Below are 18272 nucleotides of genomic sequence, written 5' to 3'. Positions count from 1 at the left end.
CGCCCGGGCCCCGCGCGTTGCAGCGACATGCGGCCCAGCCTTCATCCTTCGCTCGTTAACGGGCGCTTCGGCGATCCGGCCTTGTTCGTCGAGCGGCTCCACCACCGGGGCGCGCTTCTGTTCGACCTCGGCGACCTGGCCCCGCTCAGCGCCCGGGACCTGCTGCGCGTCAGCCATGTCTTCGTGACGCATTGCCACATGGACCATTTCATCGGCTTCGATGCGCTGCTCCGCGTGTCGGTGGGGCGGGAGAAGAGCGTGACGCTGGTCGGTCCGGTCGGCTTCCGGGACCGGGTCTGGCACAAGCTCCAAGCCTATGATTGGGACCTGGTCGGCCGCTACGATACCGAACTCGCCTTCCATGTCACCGAGCTCATGGCCGATGGCCGGGCCGCTTCGGCATCCTTCCGATTCAGCCATGCCTTCGCTCGGGGAGACGAAGGAGAGCGGGCGATGGCGGATGGCGTGGTTGCGGACGAGCCCGATTTCCAGGTCCGCGCCGTAACGCTCGATCATCACGGCCCGTGCCTCGGCTTCACGGTTGCCGAGCGGGCGCACGTCAACGTCTGGAGGAACCGGCTGGACGAACGCGGCCTTCCAACCGGGCCGTGGCTGCAGGCGCTGAAGCAAGCCGTGCTGGAGGGGCGCGGCGACGACCATCCGGTCGCGCTGCCGGACGGCGGCTCCGCGCCCCTCGGCGAATTGCGCCCGCTCGTCAGCGTCTCGCGCGGCCAGAAGATCGCCTATGTCACCGACGTCGCCGACACGGCGTCCAATCGAAACGCCATTGTCCGCCTCGCGGCCGACGCGGACCTGCTCTTCATCGAGAGCCGCTTCGCCGCGATCGATGTCGAACGGGCGCGCGATCGGGCTCACCTCACCACGACGGCGGCCGGCGAAATCGGCCGCGCGGCTGGGGTTCGCCGGTTGGAGCCCTTCCATTTCTCGCCCAAATATGAGGGCGAGGAACTGCGGATGCTGGACGAGGTGGCGGCAGCGTTCGGTGAACCCACCGGCTCAGGGCGCCGCTAACCGCGTCAGATCAGCCAGATACCGAGGCCGAAGGCGAAACCGCCCCAGATGATCACCGCCGCCGAGCGCAACACCGCGTTGACAAGGAACTCCCCGATGCCGTCGTCCCGGTAATATTTGTAGAGGATGCGCTCGCCGGTCGCGAGACAGATGCCCGCGACCAGCGCATAGGCCAGCAGATCCTCGAACCGGGAATCGAGATAGCCGATGTAGAAGGGGAGCGCGATGATCGCGACCAGGCTTACGACGGCGTCGAGCCAGATATCGTCTATCAGGTCCACCTGGCGATCCTCGCATCGATGCCGTCGCCTTTCAACGGACCGGCTCCCCTTCCAGCTTGCCGCGGACTAGGCGGCATTCACCCGGCCCCACACGTACCAGCAGATGGCGGCGAACGGTGTCAGCGTCATCAGCAGGAACAGTGCATATTCCTTGGGCCCGAGCGCGAAACGCTTGCGATGATCGCGTTTGAACGTCTCGATGCGGGGGCGAACGCCTTCGCGCGCACCGAGCAGGCCGATCTCGAGATGGCTGCCTTTCTTCAGGAACTGGACGATCTCATCGGTTTCGTCCGCGTCGATGTCCGGATAGCGCAAGAGCAGTTGCTCGCATCTCTTGGCGAGAGGCGAGAGCTTCGTATTCGTCATGATGATTTTCCATTGCCGTGCCGCGCCGCAGCCCGCCCCTTCAGGCGAAGGAGCGGCGCCGGGCGCTGGCGATTTTCCGATAGTCGCCGCCGAAGCGGCGGCGGGCGGTCAGGCGATGGATGGCGGCGCCCGGGCACGGACGCCCTGCCACGGGCGTTGGCGCGGAGGGATTTGAGTGTCGAAGCCGAATGGCTTCGCCGCGTAGGCCTGCGGGAGTTGGACAATGGGGGCCGAGCCCAGGCCGCCGGCGCCGTCGAAGCCAGGCTGGTCGTCCTGTGAATGCGTGCCGCGAAGACTGGCGAGGCGCCCGGTGTCGCGAACATCGGCGAGGGCGGCGCGCGGCGCGATCGCCAATGGCGGCGCTTCGCTCAGGCTCGCCGGCGCGGAAAGCGAGGTCGGCGCCGGAGCCGGTGCAGGGAGCTGCAGCGCGAGTAGACCGAGCCCGAGCCAGGCGGTGAGGAGCGTGAGCAAGCTCCCGGTCCACCCTCTCTCCACTCGCGGCTTCGCCGTCACCTTCCTGTGCACCTCGTCAAATTCGCAGATCCTTTATCGATTTAGCCATCAACGGCAGAATTGGAAGGCGTCGACGGGAGAAGGAGCCGCCGCTCTTCGCGCAAACAGAAAGGGCGGCGCCTTTCGGCACCGCCCTTTCCATGGTCGAACAGGGTCCGATCAGCGCTTCGAGAACTGGAAGCTGCGGCGGGCCTTGGCCTTGCCGTACTTCTTGCGCTCGACCACGCGGCTGTCGCGGGTAAGGAAGCCCGCGCGCTTGACGGTGGTGCGCAGCGCCGGCTCGTAGCGGGTGAGCGCCTGGCTGATGCCGTGCTTCACCGCGCCGGCCTGGCCGGAAAGGCCGCCGCCGGTGACGGTGGCAACGACGTCATACTGGCCGCGGCGCTCGGTGATGTCGAACACCTGGTTGATGACGAGACGCAGCGTCGGACGCGCGAAATAGATCGCCTGGTCGCGGCCGTTGACGGTGATCTGGCCGGTGCCCGGCTTCAGCCACACGCGGGCGACGGCGTCCTTGCGGCGGCCGGTCGCGTAGGCGCGGCCATGGGCGTCGAGCTGCTGCTCGCGCAGCGGCGCTTCGGGCTGGGCCGGCTGGACCGGAGTCTCGCCTTCAGCCGGAGCCGTGGCGGCCGCCGGAGCGGCACCTGCGCCCTGGGCGAGGTCCTTCAGGTCGGACAGGGATTGACGGGTATCGGACATCAGGCACCCACCTTGTTCTTGCGGTTCATCGCCGCGACATCGAGAGTTTCGGGGTTCTGGCCGCCGTGCGGGTGCTCGGCGCCGGCATAAAGGTGCAGCGCGCGCATCTGGTCGCGGCCGAGCGGGCCGCGCGGGATCATGCGCTCGATGGCCTTTTCAAGCACGCGCTCGGGGAAGCGGCCCTCGAGCACCTTGCCCGCGGTGATCCCCTTGATGCCGCCGGCATAGCCGGTGTGCTTGTAATAGACCTTGTCGGCGAGCTTCTTGCCGGTGAACTTCACCTTGTCGGCGTTGATGATGACGACATGGTCGCCGCAATCGACGTGCGGGGTGTAGCTCGGCTTGTGCTTGCCGCGCAGGATGTTGGCGACGATCGTGGCGAGACGCCCGACCACCAGCCCGTCGGCATCGATCAGATGCCACTTCTTCTCCACCTCGGCGGGCTTCGCCGACTTGGTGGTCTTCATCAGCGCCTTCATGGGGCAGACCTCTTTTAAACGATTCGCGCCGCCCGTGCTGGAGCGGCGCCGACGGGCGGCCAAATGGCAGCGGCAGGGCGGAAAGTCAATAAATCCGCGACCTTCCTGGAAGGTAATATATTACCGGCTATTGTCCAGCACCCAAGACTGGTAGGCCAGGGTCGTGGCCGCGATGGGCCAGATCGCAATGGCCGGAACGTCGTAGCTGTGGCTCTCGACGATGGCGGCAGCGAGGGATTCGCTCGATTCCCAGCTGGTCTTGAAGATCGCCGCCACTTCGGTGGCTTCCTCGACCGCGTCTTGCCACCGATAGACGGAATGGCAGGGGCCGAGGATGTTGACGCAGGCGGCGAGGCGGCGCTCGACCATCTCCCGGCCGATGCGTCGGGCCTCATCGTCGGAGCCGAAGACGACGTAGACCGATACCGTCTCCGTCTTGGGAAGCGTGGTCACGCCCGTCGCTCGCCGAGGCGATGCGCCGTCCAGACGACGCTCCCGAGGAGGATGGCGGCCATGCCCTGATGGGCGACGGCGACATGGATATGAACGCCGGTGAGTAGAGTCACGATGCCGAGGACGATCTGGAGGAGAACCGCGGCTACGAGGACGACTGCCTCGGTGCGCTTGCCCCGCCGCCACGCCTCGGCGGCGAGAATGCCGACCACCGCCGCGACCGCGAAGGCCAGCCAGCGGTGCACGAACTGGACCACGATTGGATTATCCACGAAGTTGCGGACGAAGGGCTCCAGCATCGGCGTGCCGCCGGGGAACCATTCGTCGCCCATCTTGGGCCAACTGGAGAAGGCGTATCCCGCCTCGAGACCGGCGGTATAGGCGCCGAACAGAAGCTGCAGCGCCAGGATCGACAAAGTCCAGATGGCGAGCGTCGGCATCCGCGCCGGCCTCGCGTCAGGGTCGCGGGCGAGCTGCCGAAGGTCGAGCGCGGCCCAGATCAGCGCCGCAAAGATGAGCAGCGCCGCCAGCAGGTGCACGGCAAGGCGGATGTGGCTGACTTCCGGCCGGTCGACGAGACCAGAGGCGACCATCCACCAGCCGATCGCGCCCTGCAGTCCGCCCAACCCCAGGAGCACGAGGAGGCGCCAGCCGTGGCCGGCCGGAATCGCGCGCTTGATCCAGAACCAGAGCAGCGGCAGCGCGAAGGCGAGGCCGATGATGCGGCCGAGCAGCCGGTGGACATATTCCCAGAAGAATATCTCCTTGAACTCGGCCATCGTCATGCCCCGGTTCACCTGCTGATATTGGGGGCTCTGGCGATAGGCGTCGAACTCCGCCTGCCAGGCCTCGGCGTCGAGCGGCGGGATGGCGCCCGACACCGGCTCCCAGCGCACCATGGACAGGCCGGACTCGGTCAGTCGCGTGATTCCGCCGACGACGATCATCAGCAGGACGAGCGCCGCGACTGCGAACAGCCAGTTGGAGATCGCACCCGGTCGCGCGCGTCCCGCGGCCGCGGGAGCGGTGGATTGTGCCTGGGAAGCCATGGCGGGCGATATGGCCCCGTCGGCGGCACTTGCCAACTCGTACTTTTCAACACATGTGATGTTGTAACTTCACGCCCGCCATATTATAAACGAGCGCAAGCAAGGACGATCGAAGAATGTTCGCGGAAACGGCAAGAGGAGGAACGCTCGACCGGTGGGCCATCGGCCTGTCCGGCCTGTGCCTCGTCCATTGTCTCGCGAGCGCGGTGCTGCTCGCCGTACTGGCCTCCGCCGGTGGGCTGCTTCTGAGCCCGATGATCCACGAGGTGGGCCTACTGCTCGCGATCGGGCTCGGCATTCTCGCTCTCGGGCGCGGGGTCGTCCAGCATGGTTTCATGATGCCGGCAGCGGTCGGCGGGCTCGGCCTCGGCGTGATGGCGGGGGCGCTCGGCATGCCGCACGATGGCAGCGAGGTGCTCTACACCATCATCGGCGTGGCGATCCTCGCCCTTGGTCACGATCTCAACCGGCGGGCGGCCGTCTAGCGACTCGGGCGTCCGGCCCCAGCCGGCGCAGCCACTGCTTGTCCCGACCGTCATATAGGCCTAAATCGCAGCCATGGCCCATGTTCACTCAGTTCATGCCGGCAAATCGCTGGCCCAGGCCGCCCAGGCGACGATGGAGCGGTCCGGAGAGCAATGGACGGCGATGCGCGCCGCCGTGTTCGACGCGTTGTCCAGCTTCCAAAAGCCGGCCTCGGCCTATGACATCGCCGATCGGGTTTCGAAGAACCAGGGACGGCGGGTCGCGGCCAACAGCGTCTACCGCATCCTCGACCTGTTCGTCGGCGCCAACCTCGCCCATCGGGTGGAAAGCGCCAACGCCTACGTCGCCAACGAGCATCCCGATTGCCTGCACGACTGCATCTTCCTCATCTGCGACCAGTGCGGGCAGGCAACTCATATAGACGACGACCTGCTGGCAGGCGGCGTCCGGGACGCCGCGCGGCAGGCCGGTTTCGCGCCGGAGCGGCCGGTGATCGAGGTCCGGGGCCGCTGCAGCCATTGCGAAGCCGACTAAGGCGCCAGCTAATATTCGACAGCGCGGGGTTGCCGGTCTAAGAGCGGCGGCCGAGAAGGACCACGCATTTTCATGACCGACCGACCCAGCACCCCGCTCCTCGACACCGTCCAGACGCCCGACCAGCTCCGCGCGCTTCCCAAGGATCGGCTGCGCCAGTTCGCCGATGAGCTGCGCGCCGAAACCATCTCGGCTGTCTCTGTGACCGGCGGCCATCTCGGCGCCGGCCTCGGCGTGGTCGAGCTGACGGTGGCGCTCCATTATGTGTTCGATACGCCGCGCGACCGGCTGGTCTGGGACGTCGGACATCAATGCTATCCGCACAAGATCATCACCGGGCGCCGCGACCGGATCCGCACCCTGCGCATGGGCGGCGGCCTGTCCGGTTTCACCAAGCGGTCCGAGAGCGAATACGACCCGTTCGGCGCCGCCCACAGCTCGACCTCCATCTCGGCAGCCCTTGGCTTCGCCGTCGCGAACAAGCTCGCCGGCGCACCGGGGAAGGCGGTGGCGGTGATCGGCGACGGCGCGATGAGCGCCGGCATGGCCTATGAAGCGATGAACAACGCCGAGCAGGCGGGAAATCGGCTGGTCGTCATCCTCAACGACAACGACATGTCGATCGCGCCGCCGGTGGGCGGCCTGTCGCACTATCTGGCCCGGCTCGTCAGCTCGAACAAATATCTGTCGGTGCGGCACCTGGCGCAGCGCTTCGCCCGTCGCCTGCCGCAGCCGCTCCACAATGCCGCCCGCAAGGCCGAGGAATATGCCCGCGGCATGGTCACCGGCGGCACCCTCTTCGAAGAGCTCGGCTTTTATTATGTCGGCCCCGTCGACGGCCACGACGTCGAGCGGTTGGTCGATATCCTCGAAAATGTCCGCGATGCCGACGAAGGGCCGATGCTCGTCCATGTCGTCACCAAGAAGGGCAAGGGCTACGGCCCGGCCGAGGCGGCGGCCGACAAATACCACGGCGTCCAGAAGTTCGACGTCGTCTCCGGCGTGCAGGCCAAGGCGCCGGCCGGGCCGCCGAGCTACACCTCGGTCTTCGCCAAGGCCCTCGTCGCCGAGGCGCAGCGGGACGACAGGGTGGTGGCGATTACCGCCGCCATGCCGGCCGGCACCGGGCTGGACAAGTTCCAGGCGAAATTCCCCGACCGCACCTTCGACGTCGGCATTGCCGAGCAGCACGCGGTCACCTTCGCCGCCGGCCTCGCCGCGCAAGGCTACCGGCCCTTTGCCGCCATCTATTCGACCTTCCTGCAGCGGGCCTACGATCAGGTCGTGCACGACGTCGCGATCCAGAACCTTCCGGTCCGTTTCGCCATGGATCGCGCGGGGCTGGTCGGTGCCGATGGGCAGACCCATGCCGGCAGCTTCGATCTCGCCTATCTCTGCACGCTTCCCAACTTCGTGGTGATGGCGGCGGCGGACGAGGCGGAGCTGGTCCACATGGTCCACACCATGGCGCTGCACGATAGCGGCCCCATCGCCGTCCGCTACCCGCGCGGCAACGGCACCGGCGTGCCGCTGCCGGAGACGCCGCAGAAGCTGGAGATTGGCAAGGGCCGGATCGTCCGCGAAGGCAAGAAGGTCGCCATCCTGTCGCTCGGGACGCGGCTGGAGGAGGCGCTGAAGGCCGCCGAGGCTCTGGAGGGCAAGGGTCTTTCGACCACCGTGGCCGATCTCCGCTTCGCCAAGCCTCTGGACGAGGCGCTGATCCGCCGCCTGCTCACCAGCCACGAAGTGGCGGTCACCGTGGAGGAGGGCGCCGTCGGCGGCTTCGGCGCACATGTTCTTACGCTCGCCAGCGACGCAGGCCTCACCGATGCCGGCCTCAAGCTGCGCACCATGCGTCTTCCCGACCGTTTCCAGGACCAGGACAAACCGGAAAAGCAATATTCGGAAGCCGGGCTGGACGCCGAAGCGATCGTCGACACGGTGCTGAAAGCGCTGCGCCATAACAGCGCCAGCGTCGTCGAGGGCGCGCGAGCCTGAAAAGGAAGGCTCCGCCGCGAAAGGGGAAAAGCGGCGGAGCCGCCCGATACCGCCCTCACTCTCGAGCAAAAACCGATATAGGATTGCGGGATCGTCATTTCACCTGCCGAGCGGGCACGGGCCACTGATTTTATGTCAAAGCAGCGAGCCGATCAGCTTCTCGTCGAACGTGGCCTCGCCGAAAGTCGCGCCCGGGCGCAGGCTCTGATTCTGGCGGGGCTCGTCTTCTCGAATGAGCGGAAGATCGACAAGGCCGGCCAGGCACTGGCCGCCGATGCGCCGCTGGAGGTGAGGGGACGGGAGCATCCCTGGGTTTCGCGCGGCGGAATCAAGCTGGCCCATGCGCTCGAACATTTCGGCTGGAACGTGGAAGGCGCAGTGGCGCTCGACGTGGGCTCGTCCACCGGCGGTTTCACGAACGTTCTCCTGCAAAGGGGCGCGGCCAAGGTATTCGCGGTCGACAGCGGCACCAACCAGCTCGCCTGGAAATTGAGGCAGGACCCGCGCGTCGTCGTCCACGAAAAAACCAATGCGCGGTATTTGACTTCTGAAACCGTCACCGAGCCGGTCGATCTCATCGTCTGCGATGCGAGCTTCATCTCGCTGGCCAAGGTGCTCAACGCCGCGCTCGATCTCGCCAAGCCCGACGGACGGCTGATCGCGCTCATCAAGCCCCAGTTCGAAGCCGAGCGGAACGAGATCGGCAAGGGCGGTGTTGTGAAGGACGCGGCCGTGCACGAACGGGTTTGCGCGCAGGCCGCTAAATGGCTCGAATCACGAGGCTGGACGGTGCAAGGCCTGACACGAAGCCCGATCACCGGACCGGAGGGGAATGTCGAGTTCCTGATTGCGGCAAACCGCACTTGATCGGCGACGAACCACAAGGTAGCGGCCTCCGGTGAACAGGTTGAGGAATATCATTTCCTTTGCGCTGCTGGGACTTGCCGCCTGCAGCAACGGCGAAGGCGCCGAGCGCGAGCGGGCCGCGCCAGTGGTCAGTGCCGCGCCGGCCACGACCATGCGTTTCGTCGAGGCGATCCAGGCGGTCGGCACCGCCCGCGCTGCAGAACAGGTCACGCTTTCGGCCCCGGTGACAGAACGGCTGGTGCGGCTGAACTTCGACGACGGCGACTATGTGACGCGCGGCCAGACCATCGCGATGCTCGCCGCCGCCGAGGAGGGTGCGCAACTCAACGAGGCCCAGGCGCGCGCGCGCGAGGCGCAGCAGCAGCTGGAACGGATCGAGGCGCTGAAGGAGCGCGGCTTCGCCACCCAGAGCAGCCTCGACGCGCAGGCCGCGCTCGCCGCCCAGGCGCGGGCCTCCGCCGCCGGCGCCCGGGCGCAGATCGGCGACCGCATCGTCACGGCGCCTTTCTCGGGCTGGGTGTCGCTCCGCACCATCTCGCCAGGCGCCGTGGTCAACGCCGGCACCGAGATCGTCACCATCAGCGACATCAGCTCGATCAAGCTCGATTTCCCGGTGCCGGAGACGATGCTGTCGGCGATCCGGCCGGGGCAGCCGATCGTAGCCCAGGCGGCGGCTTGGCCCGGCCAGCCGTTCCGCGGCCAGATCAACACGATCGATCCGGTCATCGATCCGGCCACCCGGGCGGTGACGGTGCGTGCGCGCCTTCCCAATCCGGACCGGAAGCTCAAGCCCGGCATGCTGCTGACGGTCGCGATCGAGACCGCGCCGCGCATGTCGCTGTCCGTGCCGGAGCTCGCCGTGATCGGCGAGGGCGACGCCCGCTTCGTCTTCGTCGTCGGCGAGGACGAGGTCGCCCGGCGCACCGAGGTGAAGACGGGCATCCGTTCCGGCGGACGCATCGAAATCGTCGACGGATTGCGCCCCGGCCAGCGCGTCGTGACCGAAGGTGTGGTAAAGCTGACCGACGGCATGAAGGTCCAGCTGGCGGGCACGCGCAATGCCGAGCCGCCCGGGGTCGGTCGCACGGCAAAGGGCGGATAGTGAGGCGGCGATGAAGCTATCCGACGTCTCGGTCAAACGCCCCGTCTTCGCTGCGGTCCTGGCGATGCTGACCATGGTGGTCGGAATTGTCGGCTTCTTCAGCCTCTCCATCCGCGAATATCCGGACGTCGATCCGCCGGTGGTGTCGGTCGACACCGTCTACACCGGGGCGGCGGCCAGCGTCGTCGAAAGCCGGGTTACCCAGGTGCTGGAGGAAAGGCTCTCCGGCATCGAAGGCCTGGAGACGATCACCTCGCGTTCCGAGGACGGCCGATCGGACATCACCCTGGAGTTCGCCCCCGGCCGGGATGTCGACGTCGCCGCGAACGACGTGCGCGATCGCATCGGCAGCGCTGCCGACGATCTTCCGGACGAGGCGCGGCCGCCGGAAGTGCGCAAGGCGGATTCCAGCTCCTCGCCGATCATGTTCCTGGTCATCTCGAAGCCGGGTTGGGATCGCCTTCGCCTCAGCGACTATGTCGACCGCAACATCGTCGACCGCTTCTCCTCGATCGACGGCGTCGCGCGGGTGTTCGTTGCCGGCGACGCCCGGCCGGCCATGCGCATCTGGCTCCAGCCGGGCCGCCTCGCCGCCTACGCCCTGACGCCGGCCGACGTCGAAAATGCGCTGCGCACCCAGAATGTCGAGCTGCCGGCGGGGCGGCTCGAATCCGCCGCGCAGAATGTCACGCTTCGCGTCGACCGCCCCTTCTCCACGCCGGCGGAGTTCGCCTCGCTCATCATCGGCCGCGGCAGCGACGGCTATCTGGTGCGGCTGGGCGACGTCGCCCGCATCGAGGAGGGGCCGGAAAATCCCTATGCCGCCTTTCGTGCGAACGGCCAGCCGGCGGTCGGGCTCGGCATCGTCCGCCAGTCGGGCGCCAATACGCTGGGAGTGGCCGAGGCCGCCAAGCAGACGGCGGCGGATATCGCGCCGACCCTGCCCGAGGGCATGACCATCACGGTCGGCTCCGACGATTCCGAGTTCATCAATCGCGCCATCGAGAAGGTGTGGGTGACCCTGGCCGAAGCCGCGGTGCTGGTCGTGCTGGTCATCTTCCTGTTTCTGGGAAGCTGGCGCGCGACTTTGATCCCGGCGGTGACGGTGCCGATCTGCATGCTGGCGAGCTTCGCCGTCCTGTGGATGCTCGGCTATTCGATCAACCTGCTCACCCTGCTGGCGCTGGTGCTGTCGATCGGCATTGTCGTCGACGACGCCATCGTCATGCTGGAGAACATCTACCACCGCATCGAGGAGGGCGATCCGCCGCTCCTCGCCGCCTATCAGGGCGCGCGGCAGGTGGCGTTCGCGATCGTGTCGACCACCCTGGTCGTCTGCGCGGTGTTCGTGCCCGTCATGTTCATCGCCGGAACCACGGGCCTATTGTTCCGCGAGCTCGCGGCGGCGATGATCGGAGCGGTGGCCTTTTCGGGTTTTCTCGCGCTCAGTCTCGCGCCGATGCTTTGCTCCAAGCTCCTCCGCAAGGAGAAGCGGGGGAAGCTCGCCCACTGGATCGACGATCGCTTCAAGCGGCTCGAGGCCTGGTATGCCCGGCGGCTCGACGCCGTTCTCACCCGGCCGCTTATTCCGATGGCAGCCGTTGGCGGCATGCTCGCCCTCGCGGGCGTTCTGTTCCTGACTTCGGAGTCTGAGCTCGCGCCGGCCGAGGATGTCGGCGTCCTTTCCGCCAATATCTCGGCGCCGCTCGGCACCGGCTTCGAGCAGATGGACCAATATGTGCTGGCCGCGCAGGACAAGCTGCTGCCGCTCCTCGGCGACGGCGCGGTTCGCACGGTGATCACCCGCACGCCGGGCGGCTTCGGCGCCAGCGACGATTTCAACAGCGGCGCCATCACCGTCTTTTTGAAGCCCTGGGAGGACCGCGAGGAGACGACGCAGGACGTGGTCGACGAGGTGAACCGGCGTTTGGGCACCTTGCCGGCCGTGCGCGGCAACGCCTCGGTGCGCTCCTCGCTCGGGCGGGGACGCGGCCAGCCGATCAGCTTCGTCATCGCCGGAAACACCTATGAGGATCTGGTCGTGGCGCGCGATCGCATCCTCGCCGCCGCGCAGAGCAATCCCGGCATCATCAACCTCGATTCCGATTACAAGGAAACCAAGCCCCAGCTGCGCATCGAGGTCGATACGACGCGGGCGGGCGATCTCGGCGTCTCGGTGAACGAGGTGAGCCAGGCGCTCCAGACCCTGCTCGGGTCGCGCCGCGTCACCACCTATATCGACCGCGGCGAGGAGTATCGCGTCGTCGTCCAGGCCGAGGGGCCGGAGCGGGCGACCAAGGCCGATCTCGCCTCCATCTACGTGCGCAGCCGGACCGGCGTCCTGGTGCCGCTGTCGAACCTCGTCACGACGCGGGAGACGGCGGGTGCGCGGGAGCTCGGCCGCTTCAACAAGATCCGCGCGATCACGCTCGAGGGCGGCCTCGCGCCCGGCTATTCGCTCGGCGCGGCGCTCGAATGGCTGGAGACGCAGGCGCTGGCCTCGCCCGAGGTGACGGCGATCGGCTATCGGGGCGAGAGCAAGTCGTTCAAGGACACTGGCGGCTCCATCGCCGTCGTCTTCCTGCTCACCATCCTGATCGTCTATCTGCTGCTCGCCGCCCAGTTCGAAAGCTTCGTCCATCCGGCCGTGATCATCACCACCGTGCCGCTCGCCGTCGCCGGCGGCATCATCGGCCTTGCCGTAATGGGGCAGACGCTCAATCTCTACAGTCAGGTCGGCATCGTCATGCTGGTGGGCCTGGCCGCCAAGAACGGCATCCTGATCGTCGAATTCGCCAACCAGCTGCGCGATGCCGGCAAGGACATCGACACCGCCATCCGCGAAGCCTCGAAGCGGCGCCTCCGCCCGATCCTCATGACCTCGATCGCCACCGTTGCCGGCGCGGTGCCGCTGATGATCGCGACCGGCGCCGGCGCGGCGGCGCGCTCCACGATCGGCGTCGTCATCGTCTGGGGCGTGTCGATCGCCACCGCGATCACACTATTCCTTATTCCCTTGCTTTACGCCCGCTTGGCGCGCTTTACCGGCTCTCCGGAAGAAGTGAGCCGCAAGCTGGAGGCGCAACTCGCGCAGCCGCTGCCGGCCGAATAAGGGGGGCCAGAATGACCGGAATCGCGTCGAAGGGACAGCTGCGCATGTCGTTCCTGCGCATCGCATTGATCGCGGTTCCGCTCGTGCTGCTGCTCGGAACCCTTTCCGGCCGGGCATCGGGCAGCGGCTATGGCAATCCCTGGTTCGATGCGCTGGTGAAGCCCGACGCGATGCCGCCGGGCTGGATGTTCGGAGTCGTCTGGACTTTGCTCTACATCTTTCTTGGTCTCGCGCTGGCGATGATCCTCCACGCCCGCGGCGCGTCGGTGCGGGGGAAGGCCTTGGCCGCATTCATCATCCAGCTGCTTCTCAACTATGCCTGGTCGCCCGTTTTCTTCGCGCTCCACAAGGTGGAGACGGCGCTGACCCTGATCGCCGCGATGATCGTGATCGCCGCCGCCGCGACGGTGCTGATGGCGCGAGTCCGCAAGGCCGCGGCGCTCTTGATGCTGCCCTATCTCGCCTGGCTCTGCTTCGCGGCCTATCTCAACTACCAGATCGTCGTCCTGAACCCCGATGCCGAAACCCTTGTGCCGGGGACGGCGAGCGCCGATATCAGCCTCTGAAAGCCCTAGGAGAGACGTGCATGCAGTCCGAAAACCGCCTGTTCGACGATTTCGTCAAGGTGCTGAACGGCGCCGCCGGCACCTTCGCCGGCATGGGCCGGGAGGCCGAGGCCAACTTCCGCGAGCGGGTGCGCGAATGGGTCGGCGGCATGGACATGGTGAGCCGCGACGAGTTCGAGGCGGTGAAGGCCATCGCCGTCGCCGCCCGCGAGGAGAATGAGGCGCTGAAGCGGCGGATCGAGGCGCTGGAAGGCGGCGCCGCGCCAAGGAAGCCCGCGGCGAAGAAGAGTTCCGGCGAGCCGCCCAAGCCGAAGCGCGAGCCGTCCGGCCGCGGCGACTAGGTTTGTCCACCGTCGCCGCGATGAAGCGGAGAACGGATGGCTTTCGTCGTCCCGCTCCTCCGCTGGCGTTAAAGGGCGACTAATCCACAACTTTGTGGCGCTGTCCTCAACGCTTCTCTTGCGCTTGCCCCAAGGCGGGTGCACGATTCTTTTGTTGAATATGGGTGCAGGACTTGAGGATGAACGTGGACGAGTTTGAGCTGGAGCGCGAAACGAGCGCCCCGATCGACATGCTCGAACATTATTTCAGCGCCCATGGCTGGGCCTATGAAAGAAATGGCGACGAAGAGATCGTCGCCAACTTCCAGGGGAGCTGGGCCCAATATGAGCTGCGGGCCATCTGGCGGGACGACGACAATGTCCTCCAGTTCCTCGCCCTTCCAGATATTCGCGTCGCCGCCGACAAGCGGGCCCAGACCTATGAGACGATCGGCCTCATCAACGAGCAACTCTGGCTCGGCCATTTCGAACTGTGGCAGACCTCCGGCCTCGTCCTTTTCCGCCATGCGGCGCTGCTGGAAGGCGAGGAGGGCGGCACGCTGACCTTGCAGCAGGCGGAGACGCTGGTCGAGACCGCCATCGAGGAATGCGAGCGTTTCTACCCCGTCTTCCAGTTCGTCCTCTGGGCCGACAAGTCCCCCGCCGAAGCCATCGCCGCCGCCCTGATCGAGACGCAGGGCGAAGCCTAGACCCTTCCCGCTCGCCCTGAGCTTGTCGAAGGACTGTTCTTCTCCCTAAGGCAGGGCTTCGACAGGCTCAGCCCGAACGGAGTAGATATGACAGCGGCGCTTTCCCTTCCCGGACCCTTCTGGCTGATCGGCTGCGGCAACATGGCGGGCGCGATGCTGGAAGGCTGGCTCGCCGCCGGCCTCGACCGTTCTCAAATCACCGTCATCCGCCCGAGCGGCCGCCCGCCGGCCGAAGGCATCCGAACCCTCACCAGCTTGCCCGAAGACGAGGTTCCCGCCTTGGTGATGCTCGGCGTCAAGCCGCAGAAGCTCGACGAGGTCGTCCCTTTCGTCGCGCCCGTCCTGGAGCCGGAAACGGTCGTCATCTCGATCCTCGCCGGGGTGGAGCTCGCCTCGCTTCGCCAGCGCTTTTCCAAGCCTCGGACGCTGGTGCGGGCGATGCCGAACCTTCCGGTGCGGCTTGGCAAGGGCGCGATCGGCCTGTTCGGAGAGACTGTCGGGCCCGAGCCGCGGGAGGAGGTCGAGCGGCTCATGTCCACGCTCGGTCGGGCGGAATGGGTAAGCGAGGAGCCGCTGATCGACGTGGTGACGGCGCTCGCCGGCAGCGCGCCCGCCTTTCTCTACCGCTTCATCGATGCCCTGGCGGAAGCCGGGGTGGCCGAGGGCCTGCCGCGCGAACAGGCGGAGCGGTTCGCGCTCGCCACGGTCGAGGGCGCAGGCGCGATGGCCGCAGCCTCCGACGAAAGCCCCTCGCAACTGGTCGAGCGGGTGGCCAGTCCGGGCGGAACGACCCGCGCGGGGCTGGAAGTCCTCGACGGGGAAGGGGGGCTGCGGCCGCTGATGCGACGCACGATGGCCGCCGCCGTCGGCCGCGGCCGCGAGCTGGCCGAGGCGGCGCGGCGTTAGCCTGCGACCCAAGTTGACCGCCCCTCGGGTCAGCCCTATCGCCGAAACAGCTTCCCACATGGAGAATCGGGGCCGAAATGACGGACCAGCGCAGCTATGACGATCGCGACGGGTGGATCTGGTTTGACGGCAAGCTAGCGCCCTGGCGCGAGGCCAATATCCATGTGCTGACCCACGCGCTCCATTACGCCTCCTCGGTCTTCGAGGGGCAGCGCGCTTATGGCGGCGAGATCTTCAAACTGACCGAGCACAGCACGCGGCTGAGGCGGAGCGCCTCCCTTCTCGGCTTCGAGCTGCCCTGGTCGGTCGAGGAGATCGATGCCGCCTGTCGCGAGACGTTGAAGGCCAATAACCTCGAAGACGCCTATATGCGCCCCGTGGCCTGGCGCGGCTCCGAGCAGATGGGCGTCGCCGCACAGCGGACCAAGCCGCACATGGCGATCGCCTGCTGGGAATGGGGCGCCTATTTCGGCGACGAAGCGGCGCGCAAGGGCATCCGCCTCGACATTTCCCCCTGGCGCCGGCCCGCCCCCTACACGGCGCCGACCCAGTCCAAGGCGTCCGGCCTCTACATGATCTGCACTCTGGCCAAGCATGCGGCGGAGAATAAGGGCTATAACGACGCGCTGATGTTCGATTGGCGCGGCCAGGTGGCGGAGGCGACGGGCGCCAACGCCTTCTTCGTCAAGGACGGCGCGATCCACACGCCGACGCCCGACTGCTTCCTCGACGGCATCACCCGGCGCACGGTCATGGAGCTTGCCCGCCGCCGCGGCATCGACGTGATCGAGCGCACGATCTGGCCGGAGGAGCTGGAGGGCTTCGAGCAGTTCTTCCTCACCGGCAGCGCCGCCGAGGTGACGCCGGTCGCGTCCGCAGGTCCCTGGAACTTCGAGGTGGGCGATCTCACGCTCCAGCTCCGCCAGGACTATCTCGACCTCGTCAACCGCCGCCTCGCCAACGCCTGATGTTCGAGTCCGTGCAGGAAGCCCGGACGCTTTTCGAGAGGCTCGGGCTGCCGCAGGAGGCGATTGCGTCGGGCGACCTCGCATCGCGCTCGCCTATCGACGGCACGGTTATCGGTCGCGTCGCGGCCGCAAGCCCCGACGAGGTCGAGGCGGCGATCGGCCGTGCCTATGAGGGCTTCCTCGCCTGGCGCACCGTCCCGGCGCCCCGGCGCGGCGAGCTGGTTCGCCTGTTCGGCGAGGTCTTGCGGGAGGCCAAGGAGCCTCTGGCGCGCCTGGTGAGTCTGGAGGCGGGGAAGATCCTCCCCGAGGCGCTCGGCGAGGTCCAGGAGATGATCGACATCTGCGACTTCGCCGTTGGCCTGTCGCGGCAGCTTCACGGTCTCACCATCACCACTGAGCGGCCCGACCATCGCATGATGGAGACCTGGCATCCTCTCGGTGTCGTCGGCGTCATCTCCGCCTTCAATTTTCCGGTCGCTGTCTGGGCGTGGAACGCCTGCCTCGCTTTCGTCTGCGGCGACAGTGTCGTCTGGAAGCCTTCGGAAAAGACGCCGCTGTCGGCGCTTGCCGTTCAGACGCTGTTCGAGCGCGCCGTCGAGCGTTTCGGCGATGCGCCCGCGAACCTGTCGGTGCTGGTCCAGGGTGGACGCGCTACCGGCGAGGCGCTGGTCGACGATCGCCGCGTCGCGCTTGTCTCCGCCACCGGCTCCACCCGCATGGGCTGCGAGGTCGGGCCGCGCATCGCCGCCCGCTTCGGCCGCTCGCTGCTCGAGCTGGGCGGCAACAACGGCATGATCGTCACGCCCTCGGCCGACCTCGACCTCGCCGAACGCGCGATCACCTTCGCCGCCGTCGGCACCGCCGGCCAGCGCTGCACGTCGCTCCGCCGGCTGTTCGTTCATGAGGATGTCTACGATCGCCTCGTGCCGCGCCTCAAGCGCGTCTGGTCTTCGGTCGAGGTCGGCAATCCGCTGGAAGGCCTTGCCCTCGTCGGACCCTTGATCGACGAGGCCGCCTACGACGCCATGCAGACAGCGCTGAACGACGCCCGTTCCGAGGGCGGCGTGGTCCAGGGCGGCGAGCGGCTTCTGGCCGACAGCTTTCCCGACGCCTGGTATGTGCGTCCGGCTATCGCCGAGATGCCGGGTCAGACGCCCGTCACGCAGAGAGAGACCTTCGCGCCCATTCTCTACGTCATGCGCTACCGCACCTTCGACGAGGCGATCGCCCTCCATAACGCCGTGCCGCAAGGCCTCGCCTCCTCGATCTTCACCACCGATCTCAGGGAAGCCGAGCGCTTCCTCTCCGCCGCGGGCTCCGATTGCGGTATCGTCAACGTCAATATCGGGCCGTCGGGCGCCGAGATCGGCGGCGCGTTCGGCGGCGAGAAGGAGACCGGCGGCGGGCGCGAGAGCGGCTCCGATAGCTGGCGCGCCTATATGCGCAGGTCTACCAACACGATCAATTACGGCCGCGATCTGCCGCTCGCCCAGGGGATTGATTTTTCGGTCTGATCGGGACGCCGTGAGGGCTTTCCCTCTCGGCAAGGACGGCTATAAGGCCGCCGTCTGCTGGGGCGTCGCCAAGTGGTAAGGCAGCGGCTTTTGGTGCCGCCATTCGCAGGTTCGAATCCTGCCGCCCCAGCCAAGCACATCCGCCGACCCAGCCAATGTGGCTGTAAGTGACTGAAATTGCTGACTAACTAGAGTCGGCTAGTCACTGAGGCATCCCCTGATTGTGCATCAGAGTGTGCCAATGTGCTGGCCCGAAAGGTCAGCCATGGCGTCCCTTCACACCTACCGACGCGGCCATATTTTCTGGTGGCGGCGAA

20 protein-coding genes and 1 tRNA gene are annotated in these 18272 nt (G+C 67.0%); 14 read left to right on the top strand and 7 right to left on the bottom strand.

Going from position 1 to position 18272, the window contains the following annotated elements; genetic code table 11:
* Window positions 1-27 precede the first annotated feature (27 nt).
* Complete coding sequence (locus DF286_RS04190) at window positions 28-1032, top strand: ribonuclease Z (protein ID WP_109270295.1); 1005 nt, start codon at window positions 28-30, stop codon at window positions 1030-1032.
* Between the two features lie 5 nt (window positions 1033-1037).
* On the opposite strand, the gene DF286_RS04185 is transcribed toward DF286_RS04190, so the two are convergent.
* From DF286_RS04185 to DF286_RS04155, 7 genes are all read right to left on the bottom strand, one after another.
* Window positions 1038-1313: a hypothetical protein gene (locus DF286_RS04185; RefSeq protein WP_109270294.1), complete on the bottom strand. Its 276-nt coding sequence runs from the start codon at window positions 1311-1313 to the stop codon at window positions 1038-1040.
* A 66-nt stretch (window positions 1314-1379) separates the two neighbouring features.
* On the bottom strand, window positions 1380-1679 hold the full coding sequence (locus tag DF286_RS04180; RefSeq protein ID WP_109270293.1) for a hypothetical protein: 300 nt from the start codon (window positions 1677-1679) through the stop codon (window positions 1380-1382).
* Between the two features lie 108 nt (window positions 1680-1787).
* The gene (locus tag DF286_RS04175) at window positions 1788-2150 is read right to left on the bottom strand and encodes a hypothetical protein (RefSeq protein WP_109270292.1); all 363 of its coding nucleotides are present in this window, start codon (window positions 2148-2150) and stop codon (window positions 1788-1790) included.
* 201 nt (window positions 2151-2351) lie between these two features.
* Window positions 2352-2891 carry a 30S ribosomal protein S9 gene (gene rpsI / locus DF286_RS04170; protein ID WP_109270291.1) on the bottom strand — a complete coding sequence of 180 codons (540 nt, stop codon included), beginning with the start codon at window positions 2889-2891 and terminating at the stop codon, window positions 2352-2354.
* Entirely contained in the window at window positions 2891-3370 is a 480-nt protein-coding gene (gene rplM, locus DF286_RS04165; protein WP_109270290.1) for a 50S ribosomal protein L13, read from the bottom strand. The genes rpsI and rplM overlap by 1 nt, the downstream gene beginning before the upstream one ends.
* 120 nt (window positions 3371-3490) lie before the next feature.
* The gene (cutA, locus tag DF286_RS04160) at window positions 3491-3823 is read right to left on the bottom strand and encodes a divalent-cation tolerance protein CutA (RefSeq protein ID WP_109270289.1); all 333 of its coding nucleotides are present in this window, start codon (window positions 3821-3823) and stop codon (window positions 3491-3493) included.
* Window positions 3820-4872 carry a COX15/CtaA family protein gene (locus DF286_RS04155; protein ID WP_170303930.1) on the bottom strand — a complete coding sequence of 351 codons (1053 nt, stop codon included), beginning with the start codon at window positions 4870-4872 and terminating at the stop codon, window positions 3820-3822. Before DF286_RS04155 ends, cutA begins: the two co-directional genes overlap by 4 nt.
* Before the next feature lie 116 nt (window positions 4873-4988).
* On the opposite strand from DF286_RS04155, the gene DF286_RS04150 reads away from it, so the two are divergent.
* From DF286_RS04150 to DF286_RS04090, 13 genes are all read left to right on the top strand, one after another.
* A complete protein-coding gene (locus tag DF286_RS04150) occupies window positions 4989-5357 on the top strand; it encodes a MerC domain-containing protein (RefSeq protein WP_109270288.1) in 369 nt (122 codons plus the stop codon).
* A 73-nt stretch (window positions 5358-5430) separates the two neighbouring features.
* Window positions 5431-5892 (top strand): Fur family transcriptional regulator, encoded by a 462-nt coding sequence (locus tag DF286_RS04145; protein WP_109270287.1) that lies wholly within the window; start codon window positions 5431-5433, stop codon window positions 5890-5892.
* 72 nt (window positions 5893-5964) lie between these two features.
* Window positions 5965-7890 carry a 1-deoxy-D-xylulose-5-phosphate synthase gene (gene dxs / locus DF286_RS04140; protein ID WP_109270286.1) on the top strand — a complete coding sequence of 642 codons (1926 nt, stop codon included), beginning with the start codon at window positions 5965-5967 and terminating at the stop codon, window positions 7888-7890.
* A 132-nt stretch (window positions 7891-8022) separates the two neighbouring features.
* Window positions 8023-8757, top strand: coding sequence for a TlyA family RNA methyltransferase (locus DF286_RS04135; RefSeq protein WP_109270285.1), 735 nt, complete (start codon window positions 8023-8025; stop codon window positions 8755-8757).
* Window positions 8758-8797: 40 nt separating this feature from the next.
* A complete protein-coding gene (locus tag DF286_RS04130; protein ID WP_243444846.1) occupies window positions 8798-9859 on the top strand; it encodes an efflux RND transporter periplasmic adaptor subunit in 1062 nt (353 codons plus the stop codon).
* Between the two features lie 10 nt (window positions 9860-9869).
* Entirely contained in the window at window positions 9870-12971 is a 3102-nt protein-coding gene (locus DF286_RS04125; protein ID WP_109270284.1) for an efflux RND transporter permease subunit, read from the top strand.
* Between the two features lie 11 nt (window positions 12972-12982).
* Window positions 12983-13537 (top strand): TspO/MBR family protein, encoded by a 555-nt coding sequence (locus DF286_RS04120; protein WP_109270283.1) that lies wholly within the window; start codon window positions 12983-12985, stop codon window positions 13535-13537.
* 20 nt (window positions 13538-13557) lie between these two features.
* Window positions 13558-13878: an accessory factor UbiK family protein gene (locus DF286_RS04115; protein ID WP_109270282.1), complete on the top strand. Its 321-nt coding sequence runs from the start codon at window positions 13558-13560 to the stop codon at window positions 13876-13878.
* Window positions 13879-14057: 179 nt separating this feature from the next.
* Window positions 14058-14567, top strand: a complete 510-nt coding sequence (locus DF286_RS04110; RefSeq protein ID WP_109270281.1) for a type III secretion system chaperone family protein — start codon at window positions 14058-14060, stop codon at window positions 14565-14567.
* 87 nt (window positions 14568-14654) lie between these two features.
* Window positions 14655-15473, top strand: coding sequence for a pyrroline-5-carboxylate reductase (gene proC / locus DF286_RS04105; protein ID WP_109270280.1), 819 nt, complete (start codon window positions 14655-14657; stop codon window positions 15471-15473).
* Window positions 15474-15550: 77 nt separating this feature from the next.
* The gene (locus DF286_RS04100; RefSeq protein WP_109270279.1) at window positions 15551-16441 is read left to right on the top strand and encodes a branched-chain amino acid aminotransferase; all 891 of its coding nucleotides are present in this window, start codon (window positions 15551-15553) and stop codon (window positions 16439-16441) included.
* The gene (amaB, locus tag DF286_RS04095) at window positions 16441-17955 is read left to right on the top strand and encodes an L-piperidine-6-carboxylate dehydrogenase (RefSeq protein WP_109270278.1); all 1515 of its coding nucleotides are present in this window, start codon (window positions 16441-16443) and stop codon (window positions 17953-17955) included. The genes DF286_RS04100 and amaB overlap by 1 nt, the downstream gene beginning before the upstream one ends.
* Before the next feature lie 58 nt (window positions 17956-18013).
* Window positions 18014-18088, top strand: a tRNA-Gln gene (locus DF286_RS04090).
* Window positions 18089-18272: the final 184 nt, after the last annotated feature.

The sequence above is a fragment of the Sphingosinicella humi genome, assembly GCF_003129465.1.
GTDB lineage: Bacteria > Pseudomonadota > Alphaproteobacteria > Sphingomonadales > Sphingomonadaceae > Allosphingosinicella > Allosphingosinicella humi.
Note: the sequence above shows the minus strand (reverse complement) of the source record. Positions and strands in the feature narration are given on the sequence as shown.

Excerpts from the sequence above, each read along its gene's own strand:
- DF286_RS04190 (WP_109270295.1), top strand. The coding sequence starts at position 28 with ATGCGGCCCAGCCTTCATCCTTCGCTCGTTAACGGGCGCTTCGGCGAT.
- DF286_RS04180 (WP_109270293.1), bottom strand. The coding sequence starts at position 1,679 with ATGACGAATACGAAGCTCTCGCCTCTCGCCAAGAGATGCGAGCAACTG.
- rpsI (WP_109270291.1), bottom strand. The coding sequence starts at position 2,891 with ATGTCCGATACCCGTCAATCCCTGTCCGACCTGAAGGACCTCGCCCAG.
- rplM (WP_109270290.1), bottom strand. The coding sequence starts at position 3,370 with ATGAAGGCGCTGATGAAGACCACCAAGTCGGCGAAGCCCGCCGAGGTG.
- DF286_RS04155 (WP_170303930.1), bottom strand. The coding sequence starts at position 4,872 with ATGGCTTCCCAGGCACAATCCACCGCTCCCGCGGCCGCGGGACGCGCG.
- DF286_RS04150 (WP_109270288.1), top strand. The coding sequence starts at position 4,989 with ATGTTCGCGGAAACGGCAAGAGGAGGAACGCTCGACCGGTGGGCCATC.
- DF286_RS04145 (WP_109270287.1), top strand. The coding sequence starts at position 5,431 with ATGGCCCATGTTCACTCAGTTCATGCCGGCAAATCGCTGGCCCAGGCC.
- dxs (WP_109270286.1), top strand. The coding sequence starts at position 5,965 with ATGACCGACCGACCCAGCACCCCGCTCCTCGACACCGTCCAGACGCCC.
- DF286_RS04135 (WP_109270285.1), top strand. The coding sequence starts at position 8,023 with ATGTCAAAGCAGCGAGCCGATCAGCTTCTCGTCGAACGTGGCCTCGCC.
- DF286_RS04125 (WP_109270284.1), top strand. The coding sequence starts at position 9,870 with ATGAAGCTATCCGACGTCTCGGTCAAACGCCCCGTCTTCGCTGCGGTC.
- DF286_RS04120 (WP_109270283.1), top strand. The coding sequence starts at position 12,983 with ATGACCGGAATCGCGTCGAAGGGACAGCTGCGCATGTCGTTCCTGCGC.
- DF286_RS04115 (WP_109270282.1), top strand. The coding sequence starts at position 13,558 with ATGCAGTCCGAAAACCGCCTGTTCGACGATTTCGTCAAGGTGCTGAAC.
- DF286_RS04110 (WP_109270281.1), top strand. The coding sequence starts at position 14,058 with ATGAACGTGGACGAGTTTGAGCTGGAGCGCGAAACGAGCGCCCCGATC.
- proC (WP_109270280.1), top strand. The coding sequence starts at position 14,655 with ATGACAGCGGCGCTTTCCCTTCCCGGACCCTTCTGGCTGATCGGCTGC.
- DF286_RS04100 (WP_109270279.1), top strand. The coding sequence starts at position 15,551 with ATGACGGACCAGCGCAGCTATGACGATCGCGACGGGTGGATCTGGTTT.
- amaB (WP_109270278.1), top strand. The coding sequence starts at position 16,441 with ATGTTCGAGTCCGTGCAGGAAGCCCGGACGCTTTTCGAGAGGCTCGGG.